Source organism: Sulfitobacter sp. D7 (assembly GCF_003611275.1).
GTDB lineage: Bacteria > Pseudomonadota > Alphaproteobacteria > Rhodobacterales > Rhodobacteraceae > Sulfitobacter > Sulfitobacter profundi.
Window position 1 is genome coordinate 1781294 of the sequence record NZ_CP020694.1, and the last position, 20089, is coordinate 1801382.

Here is a 20089-nt window from a genome sequence, read left to right on the forward strand (position 1 = left end):
GGCTGATCCAAGGGAGAGGGCTGATGAAACCGATCGTCAATATGGTTCTGCGCCATGTCATGCGCCGCTTAATGTCACGAGGCGCTGGCGTGGGAAAAAAGGGCCGCTCGCGCGGGGGCACCGCTTTCAATGCGCGCAATGCGCAGCGAGGGGTCCGCTTGCTGCGCCGGTTTCTTCGCTCGCGGTAGGCGGTCAGACGGAGCGGAAATGCTTCGACAGTTTCAGACCCTGACCTTGGTAATTCGACGCGATGTCGGCGCCGTAAAGCTGGCTGGGGATCTGCGCCATATGCTCATAGACCAAGCGCCCCACGACCTGCCCATGCTCCAGCACAAAGGGCGCCTCGTGACAGCGCACCTCAAGCACCCCGCGTGAGCCTGCGCCACCTGCTTCGGCATGGCCAAAGCCCGGATCGAAGAAGCCCGCGTAATGCACGCGGAACTCTCCGACCATTGCCAAATAGGGTGCCATTTCAGCGGCATAGGCGGGCGGGATCGTCACCGCTTCGCGGCTGACAAGGATATAAAACGCGCCGGGATCAAGGATGATCTGGCCATTGGTGCTGTGCACCTCTTCCCAATAGGCGGCGGGGTCGTAGTGGCCGATCTTGTCGAGGTCGATCACCCCGGTATGCGGCTTCGCGCGGTAGCCGACAAGGCTGGTGCCGGGCAGCCGCAGATCGACGGAAAAACCCAACCCTTCGTCGATCACGGCAGTGCCGTCCACCAGTGGCGTGGTGTCATGCAGCGCGCGCAGGGCGTCATCATCGAGCGTCGCATCCCCGCTGCCAAAGCGGATTTGATTCAACCGCATACCGGGGCGCACGAGCACCGAGAAGGAACGGGGGCAGATCTCGGCATAGAGCGGGCCGGTATAGCCCGGCGCGATCCGGTCAAATTCGGTGCCGCCGTCGGTGATGGTGCGGGTCAGAAGATCAAGCCGCCCGGTGGAGCTTTTGGCATTCGCCACGGCAGAGACGCCTTCGGGCAGGGCCAGCCGCTCCATCAGGGGGACCACATAGACGCAGCCTTTTTCAAGCACGGCCCCATCGCTGAGGTCGACGCGGTGCATCTCGAATTCTTCCAAACGATCCGCGACCTTGGCCCCGTGCCCCGCAAGGAAAGACGCGCGCACGCGGTAGGCGACATTGCCGAGCCGCAGGTCAAGGCTGGCGGGCTGGATTTGCGCCGAGGTCACCGCCGGATCGGCGGCAATGGCACCGCTGTCGATCATCGCTGCAATCTGCTGGTTGGGGAGCACCCCGTTCATCGCATTGGGCATCAAACGGGGCCTTTCAAATGACAAACGCCCGCGCGTTACCGGCGCGGGCGTTTTGTTGTAGTCGGTTGGTCGGGCTAGCAGGACTCGAACCTGCGACCTTCCGTCCCCCAGACGGACGCGCTACCAGGCTGCGCCATAGCCCGACTACGTGGGCTTCATACCCGATCTCGCAGGGGGCGCAAGAGGGAATTGCCAAACTTTTCATCGCGATTAGTAATTTGTTTCGGTGCCGGGTTCCGCGGCCATACGCGCGCGCAATTCGGCCAGATCCAGCAGCAGACCGGCGACCCGAGGTTGCACGTCACGCGGCAGACGGTGGACACGGGCGCCAACGCTCAGCAGCCCCGGGCTGGCGGGGAAATCGGCTTCGGGGGTGAAATCAGGCAGATCGATGATCGCGGGTTTGGGCGTGTGGTCGACCTCGTCTTCTTGGGGCGCGGCTTCTGCGGGCTCAGGCGCGGGGTCGGGCGCCGCTTCGGTTGCCTGTTCAGGCTCGGGAGCCAGTGGGCGTTTGAGAAAATCGGGGAGGCTGGCGTTTGATGCCGGTTCAGGCTCGGACGGTTCTGGCTTAGATGGGATGGACATAGCCGGGGCGGGCTCAACCGCTGCATCAGCGGCAGGTTCATCCAATTGCGGCGCATCCGGCGTCGCGCTGTCTGACGGGGCCAGCGGATCAGGCGTGGCCCGTGGGTGGTCATCGGAGGGCGGCACGGGCGAGCGGCGCGGCACCGCCACAGGCGCGGCCTCCGGTGCTTTCGGTGCCTCTTCGACAGGCGTCGCCTCCGCTGCGCTTGCGGGTTCTTTGACGGGCAGAGCGTTCTCGTCCAGATCGGCGGCAGGCTCTGCCTCTTCGGCGTCCGCGTCCGAGACATCGGCCTCGGGCACGGCGTCAGACTTTGCGCCGCCAAAGTTCAGAACCACCCCGGTTTCCGGGCGGATGATGTCAGGTTTGGGGGCGGGCCGAGGCTCCGCAAAATCCAGCTCATCAAGCGGGGCAGAGAGGGAGGACACATGGGTCATCCCTTCTTCGCGGAGGATCTTTTGGACGCCTTTGATGGTCAGCCCGTCATCGTGCAGCAGTTTCTTGATCCCACCCAGCAACAGCATATCGGCCGGACGGTAATAGCGCCGCCCTCCAGCCCGTTTGATGGGTTTCACTTGGGTGAACTTACTCTCCCAGAACCGCAGAACATGGGCCTGAATACCGAGCCAGTCAGCGACTTCGGAGATGGTGCGAAAAGCGTCCGGCGATTTGACCATGGGTCAGGACTTGTTGCCTTCGGCAACGCGGTCTTTCATCAAATGCGAGGGGCGGAAGGTCAGCACCCGGCGCGGGTTGATCGGAACCTCTTCGCCGGTTTTCGGATTTCGGCCCACACGCGCGGTCTTGTCGCGTACCGAGAAGGTGCCGAAAGAGGAAATCTTGACCTGTTCCCCGTCGACCAGAGCGTCGGACATATGCTCAAGCACTGCTTCGACCAGTTGAGCACTCTCATTACGAGAAAGACCGACTTCACGAAATACAGCTTCGCTTAAATCCATGCGCGTCAATGTCTTGTTCGGCATTATATCCCCCATGCTTTCCAATAGCATATGCTGCTCAGAATTTTAGAGTCAACATCAATGCCCGGATCAAGCACGATTCGGCAGAGATTTTCCGCGTTAGCTCAGGGACTTACCAGCGCAGGACAACAGAGCCCCACGCCAGACCGCCGCCAATGGCTTCGGTGACGATCAGATCGCCCTGTTTGATCTGGCCACGCTCACGGCCCACAGACAGCGCCAGCGGGATCGAGGCCGCCGAGGTGTTGCCATGGTCCTGTACGGTGACGACCACGCGCTCCATCGGCAGGTTCAATTTCTTTGCGGTGCCTTGGATGATGCGGATGTTGGCCTGATGCGGCACGATCCAATCGACATCTTCGGCGCTGACGCCGGCGCGGTCCATCGCGGTATTGGCGGTGGCGGCAAGTTTCTCGACCGCGTGGCGAAACACCTGATTGCCCTGCATCCGCAGATAGCCAGTGGTGCCGGTCGACACGCCGCCATCAACGTAGAGCAGATCACGGTAGCGTCCGTCGGAATTCAGGTCCGTCGCGAGGATGCCCCGGTCGGACGGGCTGTCGCTGCCGTCTTGCGCCTCAAGCAGCAACGCGCCCGCGCCGTCGCCAAACAGCACACAGGTCGAGCGGTCGGTCCAATCCATGATCCGGCTAAAAGTCTCGGCTCCGATCACCAGCACATTGCGCGCCTGACCGGATACGATCAAGGCATTGGCGTTTGCCAGCGCATAGACGAAGCCCGCGCAGACAGCCTGCACGTCGAAGGCAAAACCACTGGTCATGCCCAATTCGGCCTGCACCATGGTCGCGGCGGAGGGGAAGGTAAGATCAGGCGTGGAGGTCGCCACGACGATCGCATCCACGTCAGAGACATCGCGCCCGGCGTCTTCGAGCGCCTTGCGCGCTGCGGCGCTGGCCATGGTGGAGGTGGTTTCTCCTTCGGCGGCAAAGTGGCGCCGTTCGATGCCCGAGCGCGAGCGGATCCATTCGTCATTGGTGTCGAGGGTCGCTTCAAATTCGGCATTTTCCACGACACGGGCGGGCAGGTAGTGGCCACAACCAGTGACAACGGCGCGCAGGCTCATTTGACGGACTCCTCGGCTGGCAGCGTCGCGGCAACGCGAGCGGCCAGCTTGTCATTGAATTTATTCTGCGACAACTGCGCGGCGAGTTTGATCGCAGCAGAGATGCCGGTCGCATCGGCAGAGCCGTGCGATTTCACCACCGTGCCGTTCAGACCCAGAAAGACGCCACCGTTCACACGGCGTGGGTCGATCTTTTTGCTGAGGCGGCGCAGGGATGTATAGGCCAGCAGCGAGGCCAGCCGGGACAGGGGCGAGTATTTGAACGCCTCGCGCAGGCGGTTGCCGATCATGCTGGCGGTGCCTTCGCCGGTCTTGATCGCGACATTGCCGGTGAAACCGTCGGTCACGATGACATCGGCGCGGTTGCCCGAGATATCGCCGCCCTCGACGAAACCGACGAATTCAAACCCGGTGGCATCGCCTTGGGCCCGAATCAGATCGTAGGCTTCTTTGAGTTCAGTACGGCCCTTATGCTCTTCGGTGCCGACGTTCAGCAGACCGACGCGGGGGCGTTCCAGTTCCATGCCGTTGCGGGCATAGGAGGTGCCCATCAGCGCGAAACGCAACAGATCATCGGCGTCGGCGCGCACATCGGCGCCCACGTCGAGCATCACGTTGAACCCCTGGGGGTTGGAAGACGGGTAGAGCACGGCAATCGCAGGGCGGTTCACGCCCGGCAATTTACGCAGCCGTATCATCGACATCGCCATCAGCGCGCCGGTATTGCCGCAAGAGACAGCCACGGCCGCCTCTCCGCTGCGCACGGATTCGATGGCCGACCACATGGAGCTGTCTTTGCCGGTACGCACAACTTGGCTCGGCTTGTCGTCCATCGTGACGACATCCGTAGCGTGACGTATTTCGCAACGGCCCCACAACTCGCCACGTTTGGCGATCAAAGGCTCCAACTGATCGCGGGGACCATGCAGGATAAAACCAATGTCGGGATTTGCTGTCGCAGAAAGCGCACACCCGGCAACAACTGCTGCCGGGCCTTCGTCACCCCCCATCGCGTCGACCGAGATCAGGGTGTGTCCGGCTTTCGCGTTGGGGTGATCGGGCTGGGCCGTCATCAGTGCGAATGCCTCACTGCCTTAGAGAAAACCTTGGAAACAACCGTAGCTTATGCTGCGTCGTCTTCCAGGTCTACTTCTTCGGTCAGGGCGACAACTTCGGTGTCGTCATAGTGACCGCAAGCAGCGCAGATGTGGTGGGGGCGCTTCAACTCACCGCAGTTCGAACATTCGTTCGGGTTCGCTGCGGACAGCGAATCGTGGGCGCGGCGGTTGTTGCGGCGGGATTTAGATACTTTATTCTGTTGGACAGCCATGTCTGGTGCCTTTGCCTTCGGGGTTGCTGACGTGCATGTGGCAGGCCGCAACCGTGTTTCAATTCGGACCCCGTTTCGGGCGTGACGACGCTTTAGGGCCGCAGCCGCGCAATGTCCAACCTTAATTCGGGTGAGGGCGGCAAAATAACGCGAATTCGCCGCGATGCAAGCGCGAATACCCGCGGTTTTCCGCCTGTTTCTTTAGGTTTCGTCTTTCTTTAGCGCATCGCGCAGGGCACCCAAGCCCGCGAAGGGCCGCGCGTCTTCGTCGGTCATCGGTTTCTGCCCGGGTTCGGCATGGACCATCTGGCCCAGTTCGACATCGCCCTTGCGGGGGTATTCCGGCACTTCCAACGCCAGCGCCTCAATCATCACCTGCGCAGGGTCGATCCATTGCCCCAGCGGTTCGGTCGTGTCGTCCTCGGGCATTTCGACCTCCTCCTCATCGGGGAGTTCGAAATCATGGACGAAGCGGCGGGTGATATTCGCGTCGATGCGCGTGGTAACGGGTTCCAGCGTGACCACGCAGGGCTGCACCACGGTCGCGCCCAATTTCCCGTCAAGCTGCCAGTCCTGCTTGCCGAGGGGTTTGATGCTCCCTGAAAAGCTGAGTTTGCGCAGCGCGGAGAGGTTCAACTCCTCGGCGATCTGCGCCAGCGCCTCTGCCTCAGGGCGCAGCGCAAAGCCGTTTGGCTCCGTCTGGGACAGGTCAGCGACCCGTAGAGCGGTGGGCGTAGGTGATTTGCGCGACATGAGATCCGACTTTCGTTTCTTGTACACTTGGGGTGCCTTGGTGTATGCGAAATAAAAGCCATAATCCGTCAGGGCAAGAGGGCAGAGCAAATGCGCAAATCGAAACAGACCGGCAAGACGAGTCTCCGGCTCGCAGGTATGGGCCTTGCACTGCTTCTCACAGCCTGCAGCCCGCAGTATGAAAACCACGGCTATGTGCCGCCGCAGGACCAGCTTGAGCAGGTCGTCGTTGGCAGCGATACCAAAGAAAGCGTCGCCCAGAAGATCGGTGTGCCCACCGTTTCAGGTGTTTTGAGCGATGATAGTTACTATTACGTTAAAATGCGCAAACGGGCTCTGGGCTTTCTGGCCGCCAAAGAGATCGAGCGTGAAGTGGTGACCGTCAGCTTCAATGAGGCGGGTGTGGTGTCGAATGTCGAACGCTTTGGGCTGGAACGCGGGCAAGTTGTGCCGCTATCGCGCCGCGTGACGACATCTCCCGTAGCCGATAACACCTTCCTGCGTCAGCTTCTGGGCAACATCGGCCGCTTTAGCCCCTCGGCATTCGGCAGCTAAGTTTCCCCCGGCATGTCCCGCCGGACGGTCGGCGGGGCAGCGGACAAGCGAAGGCGACCTCGCAGATGACCCATGCGCCCCCGGGCCGATATCTGACGCGCGAAGCCATCACGCCTGCTGACATTACCCGTGCGCAGACGCTTCGGGCGCAATGTTTTCAGACCGGAACCACCCCAGACAGAGACCCCTTCGACGCGGCTGCACGGCATTTTCTGGTCGAGGACCGCGCCAGCGATAGGCTGATCTGCTGCTTTCGCCTGACGCGGTTTCAGGGCACGAGCCTTGGCCAAAGCTATGCCGCGCAATTCTATGACCTGAGCCGCCTATACCGGATGGAGGGCGCCATGCTGGAACTTGGGCGCTTTTGCATTCATCCAGATTGGCACGATCCGGATATTCAGCGCCTCGCTTGGGGGCAGTTGGCGCGAGAGGTCGACCGCAGCAGTGCGGCGCTTCTGTTCGGCTGTTCCTCCTTTGCGGGCACCGATCCTGCCGCCTACCGCGATGCCTTTGCCCTGTTGAAACAGCAGCACCTTGCCCCGGCACACTGGCGGCCTGCCGCCAAAGCCGCGGATATCCACGCCTACGCCCGCGACAGCCATACCGCAGATCCCCGGCGCGCGCGCCAGCAGATCCCGCCGCTGCTGCGCAGCTATCTGGCGATGGGGGGATGGGTCAGCGATCACGCTGTGATCGACCGGCAGATGAACACGCTGCACGTCTTTACCGGGCTTGAGATCGCCGCGATCCCACCCAACCGCGCGCGGCTCTTGCGTGCATTGGCCTGACGCGGGCGCGCCTTTGGACATTGACCTTGCCCGCGCCGAGAGATAGCTGGCGGGCATGGCACGCGCACCCCTTTTACAACTCACCGACATTTCGCTGACCTTTGGCGGCGATCCTGTTTTCGAAGACCTCTCACTGGTGATTCAGACCGGCGACAGGCTGGCTTTGGTCGGCCGCAACGGCTCGGGCAAATCGACCCTGATGAAGGTCATGGCCGGGCTGGTCGAGCCTGACAGCGGTGCGGTGATTGCCGGGCCCGGCGTGTCGGTCGGCTATATGGAGCAGGAACCCGATCTTACGGGGTTCGAGACGCTTGGCGATTTCGCCGCACACGGTCTTGATCCGGGCGAGATGTACAAGGTCGAACGCGCGGGCGAGGGGCTGAAGTTCGACCCCGCACGCCCCGTCGCCACCGCTTCGGGCGGCGAACGCCGCCGTGCGGCACTGGCGCGGCTGATGGCCGAAGAGCCCGAGCTGATGCTGCTGGACGAACCGACCAACCACCTCGACATCGAAGCCATCGCTTGGCTCGAATCCGAGCTGAAGGGCACCCGCACGGCCTTTGTCATCATCAGCCACGACCGCGCTTTTCTGCGCGAATTGACCCGCGCGACCCTTTGGGTGGACCGCGGGGCCGTGCGCCGACAGGACATCGGTTTTGAAGGCTTTGAGGCTTGGCGCGATCAGGTCTGGGAAGAGGAGGACATGCAGCGTCACAAGCTGAACCGCAAGATCAAGGCCGAGGCCCGTTGGGCGGTCGAAGGCATCTCTGCGCGGCGCAAACGCAATCAGGGCCGGGTGCGGGCGCTTCAGGATCTCCGCGCCGAACGGTCGGCCCAGATCAAACGGCAAGGCACGGCGGCCATGGCGTTGGAGGCCGGGCCGAAGTCTGGCCGCAAGGTGATCGAAGCTGCGGGGATCGCCAAGAAATTCGGTGACAAACAGATCCTGCGGGATTTCTCGATCACTGTGCAACGCGGCGACCGGATCGCGCTGGTGGGGCCGAACGGCGTGGGCAAGACCACGCTGCTGAACATGCTGATCGGGAAAGAACAGCCCGATTCAGGCGAGATCAAGCTCGGCACCAATCTGGAACTGGCGCTTTTCGATCAGGCCCGTGCGCAGCTTGACGGGGACATGACCCTTTGGGACAGCCTCACGGGGGATCCTGACATGCGCGTGTCAGGCAAGGCCGATCAGGTGCTGGTGCGCGGACAGCCCAAACATGTGGTCGGCTACCTAAAAGAATTCCTCTTTGACGAGGGGCAGGCCCGCGCGCCTGTGCGCTCGCTCTCAGGCGGGGAAAAGGCGCGGCTGCTGCTGGCCAAGATCATGGCACGGTCCTCGAACCTTTTGGTGCTCGACGAGCCGACAAACGATCTGGATGTTGAGACGCTTGACCTGATGCAAGAACTCTTGGGCAACTACGACGGCACCGTGCTGCTGGTCAGCCACGACCGTGACTTCCTTGACCGCGTGGCCGCCACCACCATCGCCATGGAAGGCGACGGGCGTGCCACGGTCTATGCCGGCGGCTGGAGCGACTATCTGGCGCAGCGCGACCAGGATGATTTTTCCGACAGCGTGGTAAAGTCCAAGCCCGGCAAGGCCGAGCCGAAAGCAGAGAAGAAACAATCCGTCTCAGGTCTCAGCTTTACCGAAAAGCACCGGCTCGAAGCGCTGCCGGGTGAGATTGAGCGTCTTGAGGCGGAGATCGGCAAACTCGAAGAACTGCTTAGCGACGCGGAGTTGTTCACCCGTGAGCCGGTGAAGTTCCAAAAGGCCACCGATGCGCTGGTGCAGCGGCACGAAAAACTGTCCGACGCCGAGGAAGAGTGGATGGCGCTGGAGGAAAAGGCGCAGGGTTAACCCCCCGCGTCTTTCAGGGCGATCTGCGGCCGGTATCCATTGCGGAAGGCGGCGAAGCTGCTGGGCGGAGTGAGCAGGGTGACACGGCCCCGAGGGCGTGGTTGCGCCGGGCCGTAGCCTGAGGGCTGATAGCGGTGGAAGGCATCGCCGAACAGCACCCCACTCTGGCCTTCATGATCTAAGACAAAAGACCCGTCAGGCAGGTCGTGCATCGCCACATCCGCATGGCGACGCTGTTGGAAAACGCGCGGCACGGCGCGTTCGCTGTGCAACTGACGGTCAAGGGCCGCAGCAGGCCCCGACACATCGCAGCACGCCCGAAAACGTCGGTAATCCGCGGCGCGGCATTCAGCGCAGGGCCGGTGACCTGCGGCAAAGGCCACGGCCTCGTCCAGAAAGAAAAGCTCGGTATAGTGCCGCGGGGCCATCAACTGCCGCCGACGGCCCTTAAAGCTGAGCACACAGCACACCCAATTCTGATGCGCCCAACGGCGTTTGGGGTGCAGACCGTTTTCATCGTGCAGGATACCGCGATTGCCCATGAACCCACCCCGCGCGGGGTGGGCGATGATCTCTCCATCGGGCTGGACGCGGTTCTGCAGCGGCATCAGCGCATCCGCAGCGCCCCATCAAGGCGGATAACCTCGCCGTTGAGATAGCCCATTTCAACGATGAACCCGGCCAACCGCCCGTATTCCGAAGGATCGCCAAGGCGCGGCGGGTTGGGAACATCCTTGGCCAGATCCGCTTGCACTTCTTCCGGCAGGCCCGCCAGCATCGGCGTCTTGAAGATGCCGGGCGCGATGGTCATCACGCGGATGCCGTCTTTGGCCAGATCCCGCGCCATGGGCAGGGTCATGCCTACGATCCCGCCTTTGGACGCGGCATAGGCGGCTTGGCCCTTTTGACCGTCGAAAGCGGCGATTGAGGCGGTGTTGATGATCACCCCCCGCGCCCCATCGTCTTCGGGAGTGTTCTTGGCCATGGCCACCGCTGCAAGCCGCGCCACGTTGAAACTGCCGACAAGGTTGATGTCGACCGTGCGTTGAAAGGCGTCCAAGGGGTGCGGCCCGTCGCGGCCTGTGGTCTTGATGCCAAGGGCAATACCTGCGCAGTTCACCGCCGCCGTGATCCAGCCCATCTTTTCCTGAGCATGGCCCACCGCTTTTTGGACCGAAGCCTCATCCGTCACATCGGTCATGACGAAATGCCCGCCGATTTCCTTGGCCACAGATTCGCCCCGTGCGGCGTCACGATCCAGCAGGGTGACCTGTGCCCCCTGCGACGCAAAATAGCGCGCCGTGGCTTCGCCAAGCCCCGATGCGCCCCCGGTGACGATGGCGGCTGTACTGTCTAGTTTCATGATGGCTCCCCCCGATATGAACGCTTGTTCAGTTCAACACGAAGTCTCGCCCCATGCAAGCGATGCCGTTGCGGCGGGGGGCGAGGAAGGCCGTTGCCTTCCCCCCTTGGCAATCAGCCGACCTGCACCAGCGCGTGGCGTTTCTTGCCCGCACTCAGCTTGATCGGAGAGGACAGCGCGCTCGCATCCAGCATCATGCCCGCATCGGTCAGCGGCTGGTCATCAATCCGCGCGCCGTTCTCGGCAATCAGGCGCTTGGCCTCTTTGCCGGACCCGGCGAGACCCGATTTCACCAGCAGTTGCACGATAGAGACGCCATCGCCCACATCCGCCGCCGAGAGGGTCAGGGTGGGCAGATCGTCGCCCACACCGCCTTTTTCAAAGACTTCACGCGCCGTGGCTTCGGCGTTGCGCGCCGCTTCTTCGCCGTGCAGCAGGCCGGTGACCTCATTGGCCAAACGCACCTTTGCCTCGTTGATCTCGGACCCGGCGAGCGCGCCCAAACGGTCGCATTCATCGACCGGCAGCTCGGTGTAGAGTTTAAGGAAACGGCCCACATCGGCATCGGTGCAATTGCGCCAGAACTGCCAGAACTCATAAGGCGAAAGCATATCGCCGTTCAGCCAGACCGCGCCGCCCGCAGATTTGCCCATCTTCTTGCCGTCGCTGGTGGTCAAGAGGGGCGAGGTCAGGCCGTAAACTTCGCCGTCGATCACGCGTCGGGTGAGGTCGATGCCGTTGACGATGTTGCCCCATTGGTCGCTGCCGCCCATCTGCAGGATACAACCGTAGCGACGGTGAAGCTCCATAAAGTCATAGGCTTGGAGAATCATGTAGTTGAACTCAAGGAACGACAGCGATTGCTCGCGGTCCAGACGCGATTTTACGCTTTCAAAGCTGAGCATCCGGTTGATTGAGAAGTGCCGCCCGATGTCGCGCAGGAAATCGAGGTAGTTCAGCTCATCCAGCCACTCGGCGTTGTTGAGCATCAGCGCGTCGCTCGGCCCATCGCCATAATCAAGGTAGCGGGCAAAGACCTGACGAATGCCTTCGATATTGTCGTTGATCGCCTCGGGCGTGAGCAGGGGGCGCTCATCCGAGCGGAAGGATGGATCGCCCACCTTTGTCGTGCCGCCGCCCATCAGGGTGATCGGCTTGCCGCCGCATTTCTGCAACCAACGCAGCATCATGATATTGACCAGATGCCCCACGTGCAGCGATTTGGCCGTGGCGTCATAGCCCACATAGGCGGGGGCTGCGCCTTGTCGCAGGGCGTCGTCCAACCCCTGATAATCGGTGCAATCGGCCAGAAAGCCGCGCTGCATCATCGTGTGGATGAACTCCGATTTGGGATGGTATGTCATGGTGACTTGCCTCAAAACTGTATTGCGGGGCAATCTATATGCGTACGAGCGGCAAAGGAAAAGGCCATGAATAGGGCCATGCACAGGCAACATGTCGGAACCGGTGTGGTGACGGCTCTGGGAATGATGTCGGGCACCTCTCTGGATGGGGTGGACGCCGCGATTTTGCGCACCGATGGGCAGGACATCACCAGCTTTGGGCGCAGCGCCTATCGCAGCTATTCGACTGAGGAACGTCGGGTGATCGCCGCCGGATTCGGGAAATGGCACGGGGCCGAGGTTGAGGCGGCAGCCCAAGCTGTCGAGTCCGCGCATCTGGCGCTGTTGGATGATGTGTTGAAAGATGAACCCGGGGTCGAGCTTGTCGGTTTCCACGGCCAGACCCTTGCCCATGCGCCGCGGATGCAGGGCACGCTGCAGGTGGGCGACGGGGCGCTATTGGCGCGCACCATCAACTTGCCCGTCGTCTGGGATTTCCGCAGCGCCGATGTCGAACTGGGCGGAGAGGGCGCGCCTTTGGCACCGTTCTTTCACCATGCCTGCGCGCGATTTGCAGGGCGGGAGGGCCCGGTGGCCTTTTTGAACCTCGGCGGCGTGGGCAACCTGACTTGGGTCGATCCGCGCGTTGCACGCCCAGAGGAAGAAGGCGCGCTGCTGGCTTTCGATACCGGCCCGGCAAATGCGCCGATCAACGATTTGATGCAGGCCCGCCTCGGCCAAGACTTTGACGAAGGCGGCAGACTGGCCGCGCGGGGCAGGGTGGAACATGGCGCGTTGGAGCTATTCCTTGCCGAGCCATACTTTGCACGCATGCCGCCCAAATCGCTCGACCGGAATGATTTCGCGGAAATGGTCGCCTTGGTCGGTGAACTGTCAGACGCCGATGCCTGTGCCACCCTGACCGCCATGTGCGCCGCTGGCGTGGCCGAGGCGATGCAGCACTGCCCGGCCCCGCCCGAGCGGGTCTATATCACGGGGGGCGGGCGCCATAATCCGGTGCTGATGCGGATGCTGGACGTCAGCCTTGATTGCCCTGTCGCTCCGGTGGAAGAGATCGGGTTGGATGGCGATATGCTGGAGGCACAGGCTTTTGCCTATCTCGCTGTACGCGTGGCGCGTGGCCTGCCGACCTCATGCCCTAGCACGACCGGCGTGCGTGCAGCAGTGGGTGGCGGTACTGTCAGCCGAGCATAGCCGCGTTCAGGTAGGTCCGGCGCTTGCCGGGATGTCGGTCAGCGGCAGCTCATAAAAGCAGATCGCCTTACGGGCGAAATCAGGCATTGGCTGGTAGGGCCCCCGCTCAATAAACCCAAGCGAGGCATAGAGCGCGCGGGCAGGGGCAAAGGCGATGGACGTGTCGAGATAGACCTTCTCAAACCCATCCTCCCGCGCCTGATCTATCAGCCTTTGGCAGATCGCGCGGCCCGCGCCGGTGCCACGGGCGGCATCCGTCATGAAGACGCGCTTGATCTCGCTCTCGGTATCGCTCAGCGCATGGGACATGCCGCAGCCCAGAGGGATGCCGTCCCGCTCGGCCAACAGAATGATGCCGCGCGGGCGGGCGTGTTCATCGGCCAGACGGGCCATCAGAGCGCTGTATTTGTCTTGCGGATAGAAGGTCTCGACAATCCGCCGCTCGGTCGGGGCGAAAGTGTAAAGAAAGTCACGGTAGGCCCAGCAAAGTTCAACCACCGCCGCGAGATCCGCAGCGGTGGTGACAGGACGAATATCAACTTTAGACATCAGCCGCGCAGGATCGAGCGGCCCGCGTATTGCGCGGTCTCGCCCAGCATTTCCTCGATACGGATCAACTGGTTGTACTTGGCCAGTCTGTCGGAACGCGCGAGCGAGCCGGTTTTGATCTGACCGCAGTTTGTCGCCACGGCAAGGTCTGCGATGGTGGCATCCTCAGTCTCGCCCGAGCGGTGCGACATGACGTTGGTGTACCCCGCGCGATGCGCGATATCGACAGCCTTGAGGGTCTCGGTCAGGGTGCCGATCTGGTTGACCTTCACCAGCATGGAGTTGGCGCAGCCGCGTTTGATGCCGTCGGACAGACGCGCGGGATTGGTCACGAAGAGATCGTCGCCCACCAATTGCACCTTGCCGCCCAAGACATCTGTCAGCGCCTTCCAGCCCTCCCAATCGTCTTCGGCCATGCCGTCTTCGATGGAGATGATCGGATAGTCGTTCACGAGGGCTGCCAGATAGTCGGCGTTCTCTTCGCTCGACAGGGTCTTGCCCTCACCGGAGAGGACATATTTGCCGTCTTTGTAGTATTCCGTCGCCGCACAATCGAGGGCGAGGTACATGTCTTCGCCGGGCTTGTAGCCTGCTTTTTCGATCGACTTCAAAATGAAATCAAGCGCATCGCGCGACGAGCTGATGTTCGGGGCAAAACCACCTTCGTCGCCAATCCCGGTCGACAGACCCGCGGCGGAAAGTTCTTTTTTCAGCGTGTGAAAGACTTCGGCGCCCATGCGCACGGCTTCGCGGATGTTCTCCGCGGCGACCGGCATGATCATGAATTCCTGAATGTCGATCGGGTTGTCGGCATGTTCGCCACCATTGATGATGTTCATCATCGGCACGGGCAGAACGCGGGCAGTGGTGCCGCCGATATAGCGGTAGAGCGGCTGCGCGCAGTAGTCTGCGGCGGCCTTGGCGGCGGCCATCGACACACCCAGAATCGCATTTGCACCAAGGCGGGATTTGTTCTCGGTTCCGTCGAGTTCGATCATCATCTCGTCGATCTCAACCTGCTCGGTCGCGTCGATCCCGACCAGCGCCTCTGCGATCTCGCCGTTGACGGCGGCGCAGGCTTCCAACACACCTTTGCCCATGTAGCGGGACTTGTCGCCATCGCGGCGTTCGTTCGCTTCATAGGCGCCTGTGGAGGCACCGGAAGGAACCGCTGCGCGGCCCATTGTGCCGTCTTCGAGGATAACGTCGACTTCGACCGTCGGGTTGCCCCGGCTGTCGAGGATTTCGCGGGCGTGGATGTCGATGATCGTGCTCATGGGCTTTGTCCTCATGTTCGGGTTTGCAGCGGTTTACCCCGGCAGGCCCGGCTTGGAAAGACCGCGGCGGGGCCGGGGGGTGATTTTGTGTTCGCGCAGCAGGGTATAGACCCCCGAGGCGATGATGATTGCGGCCCCCACCAGCGTCAGCGTGTCGGGGGATTCGTCAAAGACCACGATCCCCGCGACCAACGCGAATAGCATCCGCATGTAACGAAAGGGCGTGACGAAGCTGACTTCGCCCACGCGCATGGCGGCCACGATGGCGTAATAGGCCATCACACCGATCACCATCGCGGCGGCAAGATAGACCACCTCGGCCCCGCCGGGCATGGCGGCGGGGGTGCCAGCGGCCAGCATCAGGATCAGGCCCGCCGGGACCAGCACGATAAAGGCAAGAAAGCTAAGCTGCATGGAACTGATGCTTTTGGGGACTTTACGGGTCGCCAGATCGCGAAGCGCAAGGCCGATGACACCTGCCACGGCAAAGAGCGACAGCGCGTTGAACCCCTCTAACCCCGGCCGGACGATCAGCAGCACGCCGAGGAAACCCACGACAATCGCGCTCCAACGGCGCCAGCCGACGGGTTCCCCCAGAAACAGCGCCGCACCAAGGGTCACGGCCAGCGGGGTCGCCTGCAAAATTGCGGAGGCCGAGGAAAGCGGCGTCAGCACGATGGCAGTCACGAAACAAAGGGTGCCCAGCACCTCACCCACGGCGCGCAGCAGGATCGGCCCGGTGAGCATATCCGCAGAGAACAACCGCCGCCCCTGAATGCGCAGGATCACGGCAAAGATCGCCCCGCCGCCCGCGCCCAACAGCGCGATGATCTGCCCCACGGGGAGGGCATCGCTCGTCAGTTTGACGAACATATCCTCAATGGCGAAACCGGCCATGGCCAGCACCATCAGCATCGCGCCGCGCAGATTGTCCATGTTATCGCCCTTTCACACCGGATATTGCCAATCGCCCATGAACCTTTTGCGATGAAAGGGCAAGAGCCCAAAATGCGCGTCATGCGTGTGGCTCTGGCGCCCGCTAAGGCAGGGTGCTAGCCATCATGCATGAGATGGCCCAGCCTTTCCCTTGCCCCGCGTGACACCCTGCTGACCCTTGCCACAGGGGGTCTTGGCGCGCTGCTGTTTTGGTGGCTCAACGCCCCTGTCTATATGCTGCTGGGGCCGGTGATCGCGGTGAGTGGTCTGGGGCTGGCCGGTCTGCGCACGGCGGTCGACCCGCGGCTGCGGGATGCCTGTTTCGTGGTGCTGGGCATCGCTGTCGGCGCGGGATTTAACCAAGATGCGGTCAACGCCATGGTGCGCTGGCCGCTGGCCTTTGTATTTATGACGGGGGTGATCTGGGGGATTATGGCTGTCTGCCGCTGGATGCTGGCGCGGTATTTCGGTTTCGACGCGCGTTCCGCGCTTCTGGCCTCGGCTCCGGGGCATCTGAGTTTCGTCATGGCGATTGCCAGCGACGGAGGCTCTGACGTGCCGCGGATTTCGATCACCCAGTCGGTCCGGCTTTTGGCATTGACCATTGTCGTGCCTTTTGCCGCTTTGCTGATGGGCGTCGATATGACCGGCAATATCGCCCCGGCGGGCGCGGGGATGGAGGTGCTCTCAATCTTCGTGATGATCTTTGCGGCCGTGGTTGTAGGGCTGATCTTTGCCCGGCTTTCGGTGCCCGCACCACTTTTGATGGGGGCGATGGTGGTCTCTGCCATCGCGCATCTGACCAAGTTGGAGACCGGGGTGCTGCCGGGTTGGCTGACCCTTATCGCCTATCTGGTGCTGGGCTGCCTGATCGGCACGCGGTTCTCTGGGATCACGCCCGCGCGGTTTGTCAGCGGGCTTGGCGCGGGGCTGGCGATTACCGGCGTGGCCGTCGGGCTGGCGGGGCTGGGTGCTGTGCCTGTGGCTTGGGCGCTCGGCATGCCGCTGGGCCATGTGTTGGTGGCTTTCGCGCCCGGTGGGCTTGAGACGATGATCGCGCTTGGCGCGGTGCTGGCCGTGGTGCCGGGGTTTGTCGCCGCCTGCCACATCATGCGGCTGGTGGTGCTGAGCGTGCTGTTGCCCGCCATGCTGTCGCGCGTCTCCCGCCGAGAAAAGCGTCCCGCCGAGTGATACGCAGGCGTTAAGGTTTCAGCCGCACCATCAGCCGATTGCCTGTCTTTCGGGTTTCCAATGCCTTCAGATCAGCCGCCAAGGCGCTCAGTTTGCCATGGCCGTATGTCCGGCTGTCAAAATCCGGATGCGCAGCCTGTATCGTCTGGCCGATCTGGCCGAGATTGTACCAATCGTCCTCAGTGTCGATCTTATCCATCGCGGCTTTGAACAGGGGCAGGGCGTCGGCCACTTTGGCGCTGGCGCGGGACGTTGTATCCGGCTCCGCGCCGTCGAGGTTTTCAATTAGAATGAAGCGGTTATAGACGTTGCGCAGCGAATCGTGGGTCTTCTTTTCGCCGATGCCGATCACCGTCACCCCATCTTCGCGCAGACGGTTCACCAGCGCGGTGAAGTCACTGTCGGACGAGACGATCACGATGATATCGAAGCGGCGGCTATGCAGAATGTCCATCGCCTGAATGACCAGACCGATGTCGCTGGCGTTTTTGCCCTTGGTGTTGGCGGTTTCCTGATGGGCCACCAAGCCCAACTCGCGGATCGGCGCCTTCCATCCTTTGAGGTGGTCATTCGACCAATCGCCATAGACGCGGCGCAGGGCGGGCTCTCCGATGGTTGTGACCTCCCGCATGATGGCCGCGGCATGTTTGGCCGGGACATTGTCGGCGTCGATTAACACGGCCAGAAGCGGGCGGTCACGGTCGGTCATGGGTCATCCTTCTTGATTGGCACACCGTAAAGTTCCATCCGGTGCCCCTGCAGTTTGTAACCCAATTTACGCGCGATACGTTCCTGAAGCTCTTCGATTTCTGCGTCGACGAACTCAATCACCTCGCCGGAATTCACGTCGATCAGGTGGTCGTGATGTTCGCGCTGCGCATCTTCATAGCGCGCCCGGCCATCGCCGAATTCTAACTTGTCGAGGATGCCTGCCTCTTCGAACAGTTTCACCGTGCGGTAAACCGTGGCGATAGAGATGCCGCTGTCGATCTCAGTGGCGCGGGCCAGCAATTCCTCGGCATCGGGGTGGTCGTCACTGTCGTGAATTACCTGCGCGATGACCCGGCGTTGACCTGTCATGCGCAGGCCCATGGCCTCGCACCGTTTGATGATCGGGTTGCGCATCGTTTCGCCCTTCGTCCGTCGGACCACGTTCCTAACATTCTAGCGCGGTCAGACGCCACCGCAATTGAACCCCGCCGGTTGACTTTTGCCCGCGCACCGCCCATGTGGGGGTCAAGCGAAGCCTTCTGCCGCGTGAGCAGTATCAGCGCCAAGTCCCATAAGGGGCCTCTGGACGCTGACGACAAGGCCCGCCGATGTTCCCAAAATCACGCGTGGGGCCAAGCGCGACAGACGGGTGTGAGGCATGTGGCCTGCGCCCGCGATCTGGCTTGCGCGACCCCGTGGCGCCTGAATTGGGCGCGGCGACTAAGGATGGTGCGCGCTCTTGCGTGCCGGAAAGTGAACGAATGAGCGATTTTGACATGATGGGCCTGCCAAAGAACTTGGTGGCCCGGTTGAATGAAATGGGTCTGAAAGATCCGACCCCGATCCAACGACAAGCAATCCCCCAAGCCATGAATGGCCGCGACGTGATGGGCCTTGCCCAGACCGGCACCGGCAAGACGGCGGCCTTTGGTGTGCCGCTTATCGCGCAGATGATGGAGCTTGAAGGCCGCCCCGCGCCGCGCTCCGTGCGCGGGCTTGTCTTGGCCCCGACACGCGAGCTGGCCCAACAGATCGCCGTGAACCTGCGCGGCTATGCCGAAGGCACGCCGATCAAAGTGGCGATGGTTGTCGGCGGTCAGTCGATCAACACGCAGATCAAGCGTCTGGAGCGCGGTGTCGATCTGTTGATCGCCACGCCGGGCCGTCTGCTGGACCTGCTGGACCGCCGCGCGGTCAAGCTCGACACCACGACCTTCCTCGTGCTGGATGAGGCCGACCAGATGCTCGACATGGGGTTCATCCATGACCTGCGAAAAATCTCGAACCTGATCCCGAAAGAGCGTCAGACGATGCTGTTCTCGGCGACCATGCCCAAGCTGATGAACGAGATCGCCAACAGCTATCTTAGCAGCCCGATCCGCATCGAAGTCTCGCCTCCGGGCAAGGCGGCGGATAAGGTGACGCAAGAGGTGCACTTCATCGCCAAGGCCGAAAAGACCGAACTGCTGAAAGAGCTTTTGGCCAAGCATAAAGGCGAGCGCGCATTGGTCTTTGGCCGTACAAAGCATGGCTCGGAAAAGCTGATGAAGACGCTGGTGAAAGCCGGTTTCGACGCCGCTTCGATCCACGGCAACAAAAGCCAAGGCCAGCGTGACCGCGCGATTGCGGGTTTCAAAAATGGCGACATCACTGTGCTGGTGGCCACCGATGTGGCGGCCCGTGGTCTGGATATCCCGGATGTGAAGCACGTCTATAACTTCGAGCTGCCGAACGTGCCTGACAACTATGTGCACCGGATCGGTCGGACCGCGCGGGCGGGCAAGGACGGCGCTGCCGTGGCCTTCTGCGCACCGGATGAAATGGGCGAGTTGAAAGCGATCCAAAAGACCATGGGCATCTCGATCCCTGTGGCTTCGGGCCGTCCGTGGGAAGTGATTGATGAGCCGTCCAAACCCAAAGGCCGTGGCCGTGGGCGCGGTGGCCGTCCCGGTGGCGGCGGTGGTCGTCCCGGTGGCGGCGGCGGGGGCGAAGGCGCTGGCAAGCCAAGCGGTGGTCGTCGCCGTCGGCGCGGTGGCGGCGGCGGGAAGCCGGGCGGCCAGCAGGCAGCCTAAGCCGACATTTAGAATGTTGAACGACCCAATGGCGTGCTGTGACAACCACAGCGCGCCATTGACTTATCCGACCCGCGTGGCTGCGGTCTTAGCGGTGCTTTTAGGCTGGCTGATCCTGTCGCAAGACACCGGGCTCACCGTTTGGTTCGCCCTGCTGCTGGTGGCGACAGGGATCCACCTGATCAACCGCAAACCCCGAGTGCGCTAGGCT

At 62.3% G+C, this 20089-nt stretch carries 22 protein-coding genes and 1 tRNA gene; 7 read left to right on the forward strand and 16 right to left on the reverse strand.

Annotated elements, in window-relative coordinates; genetic code table 11:
* Positions 1–192 precede the first annotated feature (192 nt).
* The 8 genes from B5M07_RS08580 to B5M07_RS08615 all read right to left on the reverse strand — a co-directional run bounded on the left by B5M07_RS08580 (position 193) and on the right by B5M07_RS08615 (position 6011).
* Positions 193–1269, reverse strand: coding sequence for a 2'-deoxycytidine 5'-triphosphate deaminase (locus B5M07_RS08580; RefSeq protein ID WP_120352198.1), 1077 nt, complete (start codon positions 1267–1269; stop codon positions 193–195).
* A gap of 78 nt (positions 1270–1347) precedes the next feature.
* A tRNA-Pro gene (locus B5M07_RS08585) sits at positions 1348–1424 on the reverse strand.
* A gap of 67 nt (positions 1425–1491) precedes the next feature.
* Entirely contained in the window at positions 1492–2541 is a 1050-nt protein-coding gene (locus B5M07_RS08590) for a MerR family transcriptional regulator (RefSeq protein WP_120350997.1), read from the reverse strand.
* Positions 2542–2544: 3 nt separating this feature from the next.
* A complete protein-coding gene (gene ihfA / locus B5M07_RS08595; protein WP_067265868.1) occupies positions 2545–2847 on the reverse strand; it encodes an integration host factor subunit alpha in 303 nt (100 codons plus the stop codon).
* Positions 2848–2956: 109 nt separating this feature from the next.
* Complete coding sequence (locus tag B5M07_RS08600) at positions 2957–3928, reverse strand: beta-ketoacyl-ACP synthase III (protein WP_067628999.1); 972 nt, start codon at positions 3926–3928, stop codon at positions 2957–2959.
* Complete coding sequence (plsX, locus tag B5M07_RS08605; protein ID WP_120350998.1) at positions 3925–5001, reverse strand: phosphate acyltransferase PlsX; 1077 nt, start codon at positions 4999–5001, stop codon at positions 3925–3927. The genes B5M07_RS08600 and plsX overlap by 4 nt, the downstream gene beginning before the upstream one ends.
* Positions 5002–5051: 50 nt before the next feature.
* The gene (gene rpmF, locus B5M07_RS08610) at positions 5052–5258 is read right to left on the reverse strand and encodes a 50S ribosomal protein L32 (protein ID WP_067629003.1); all 207 of its coding nucleotides are present in this window, start codon (positions 5256–5258) and stop codon (positions 5052–5054) included.
* Between the two features lie 201 nt (positions 5259–5459).
* On the reverse strand, positions 5460–6011 hold the full coding sequence (locus B5M07_RS08615) for a YceD family protein (RefSeq protein WP_120350999.1): 552 nt from the start codon (positions 6009–6011) through the stop codon (positions 5460–5462).
* Positions 6012–6101: 90 nt separating this feature from the next.
* On the opposite strand from B5M07_RS08615, the gene B5M07_RS08620 reads away from it, so the two are divergent.
* From B5M07_RS08620 to B5M07_RS08630, 3 genes are all read left to right on the forward strand, one after another.
* Complete coding sequence (locus B5M07_RS08620) at positions 6102–6566, forward strand: outer membrane protein assembly factor BamE (protein ID WP_120351000.1); 465 nt, start codon at positions 6102–6104, stop codon at positions 6564–6566.
* Positions 6567–6631: 65 nt separating this feature from the next.
* Complete coding sequence (locus B5M07_RS08625; RefSeq protein WP_120351001.1) at positions 6632–7354, forward strand: GNAT family N-acetyltransferase; 723 nt, start codon at positions 6632–6634, stop codon at positions 7352–7354.
* Positions 7355–7409: 55 nt separating this feature from the next.
* Positions 7410–9221, forward strand: coding sequence for an ABC-F family ATP-binding cassette domain-containing protein (locus B5M07_RS08630; RefSeq protein ID WP_120351002.1), 1812 nt, complete (start codon positions 7410–7412; stop codon positions 9219–9221).
* Here the strand turns inward: B5M07_RS08630 and B5M07_RS08635 are convergent.
* From B5M07_RS08635 to tyrS, 3 genes are all read right to left on the reverse strand, one after another.
* Positions 9218–9829, reverse strand: coding sequence for a hypothetical protein (locus tag B5M07_RS08635; protein WP_120351003.1), 612 nt, complete (start codon positions 9827–9829; stop codon positions 9218–9220). The two genes, B5M07_RS08630 and B5M07_RS08635, sit on opposite strands and share 4 nt — an antisense overlap.
* On the reverse strand, positions 9829–10584 hold the full coding sequence (locus tag B5M07_RS08640) for a 3-hydroxyacyl-CoA dehydrogenase (protein WP_067939285.1): 756 nt from the start codon (positions 10582–10584) through the stop codon (positions 9829–9831). Before B5M07_RS08640 ends, B5M07_RS08635 begins: the two co-directional genes overlap by 1 nt.
* A gap of 113 nt (positions 10585–10697) precedes the next feature.
* Positions 10698–11948, reverse strand: coding sequence for a tyrosine--tRNA ligase (gene tyrS / locus B5M07_RS08645; RefSeq protein WP_120351004.1), 1251 nt, complete (start codon positions 11946–11948; stop codon positions 10698–10700).
* Positions 11949–12014: 66 nt separating this feature from the next.
* On the opposite strand from tyrS, the gene B5M07_RS08650 reads away from it, so the two are divergent.
* Positions 12015–13142 carry an anhydro-N-acetylmuramic acid kinase gene (locus B5M07_RS08650; RefSeq protein WP_120351005.1) on the forward strand — a complete coding sequence of 376 codons (1128 nt, stop codon included), beginning with the start codon at positions 12015–12017 and terminating at the stop codon, positions 13140–13142.
* A 6-nt stretch (positions 13143–13148) separates the two neighbouring features.
* Here B5M07_RS08650 and B5M07_RS08655 read toward each other — a convergent pair whose 3' ends face one another.
* The 3 genes from B5M07_RS08655 to B5M07_RS08665 are packed head-to-tail and all read right to left on the reverse strand — an operon-like array spanning position 13149 to position 15904.
* Entirely contained in the window at positions 13149–13691 is a 543-nt protein-coding gene (locus B5M07_RS08655) for a GNAT family N-acetyltransferase (RefSeq protein WP_120351006.1), read from the reverse strand.
* On the reverse strand, positions 13691–14968 hold the full coding sequence (gene eno / locus B5M07_RS08660) for a phosphopyruvate hydratase (protein WP_120351007.1): 1278 nt from the start codon (positions 14966–14968) through the stop codon (positions 13691–13693). Before eno ends, B5M07_RS08655 begins: the two co-directional genes overlap by 1 nt.
* Positions 14969–15001: 33 nt before the next feature.
* A complete protein-coding gene (locus B5M07_RS08665) occupies positions 15002–15904 on the reverse strand; it encodes a DMT family transporter (protein ID WP_120351008.1) in 903 nt (300 codons plus the stop codon).
* Between the two features lie 129 nt (positions 15905–16033).
* Here B5M07_RS08665 and B5M07_RS08670 point away from each other — a divergent pair, with 129 nt between their 5' ends.
* Positions 16034–17095: an AbrB family transcriptional regulator gene (locus B5M07_RS08670; protein WP_120351009.1), complete on the forward strand. Its 1062-nt coding sequence runs from the start codon at positions 16034–16036 to the stop codon at positions 17093–17095.
* A gap of 10 nt (positions 17096–17105) precedes the next feature.
* On the opposite strand, the gene B5M07_RS08675 is transcribed toward B5M07_RS08670, so the two are convergent.
* Together B5M07_RS08675 and B5M07_RS08680 are read right to left on the reverse strand one after the other, a co-directional pair.
* Positions 17106–17804, reverse strand: a complete 699-nt coding sequence (locus tag B5M07_RS08675) for an NYN domain-containing protein (protein WP_120351010.1) — start codon at positions 17802–17804, stop codon at positions 17106–17108.
* Positions 17801–18220, reverse strand: coding sequence for a Fur family transcriptional regulator (locus tag B5M07_RS08680; protein WP_067629018.1), 420 nt, complete (start codon positions 18218–18220; stop codon positions 17801–17803). The genes B5M07_RS08675 and B5M07_RS08680 overlap by 4 nt, the downstream gene beginning before the upstream one ends.
* 347 nt (positions 18221–18567) lie before the next feature.
* Here B5M07_RS08680 and B5M07_RS08685 point away from each other — a divergent pair, with 347 nt between their 5' ends.
* Together B5M07_RS08685 and B5M07_RS08690 are read left to right on the forward strand one after the other, a co-directional pair.
* Positions 18568–19878, forward strand: coding sequence for a DEAD/DEAH box helicase (locus B5M07_RS08685; protein ID WP_120351011.1), 1311 nt, complete (start codon positions 18568–18570; stop codon positions 19876–19878).
* Between the two features lie 13 nt (positions 19879–19891).
* Positions 19892–20086, forward strand: a complete 195-nt coding sequence (locus B5M07_RS08690) for a hypothetical protein (RefSeq protein ID WP_205570850.1) — start codon at positions 19892–19894, stop codon at positions 20084–20086.
* The last annotated feature ends 3 nt before the right edge of the window (positions 20087–20089 follow it).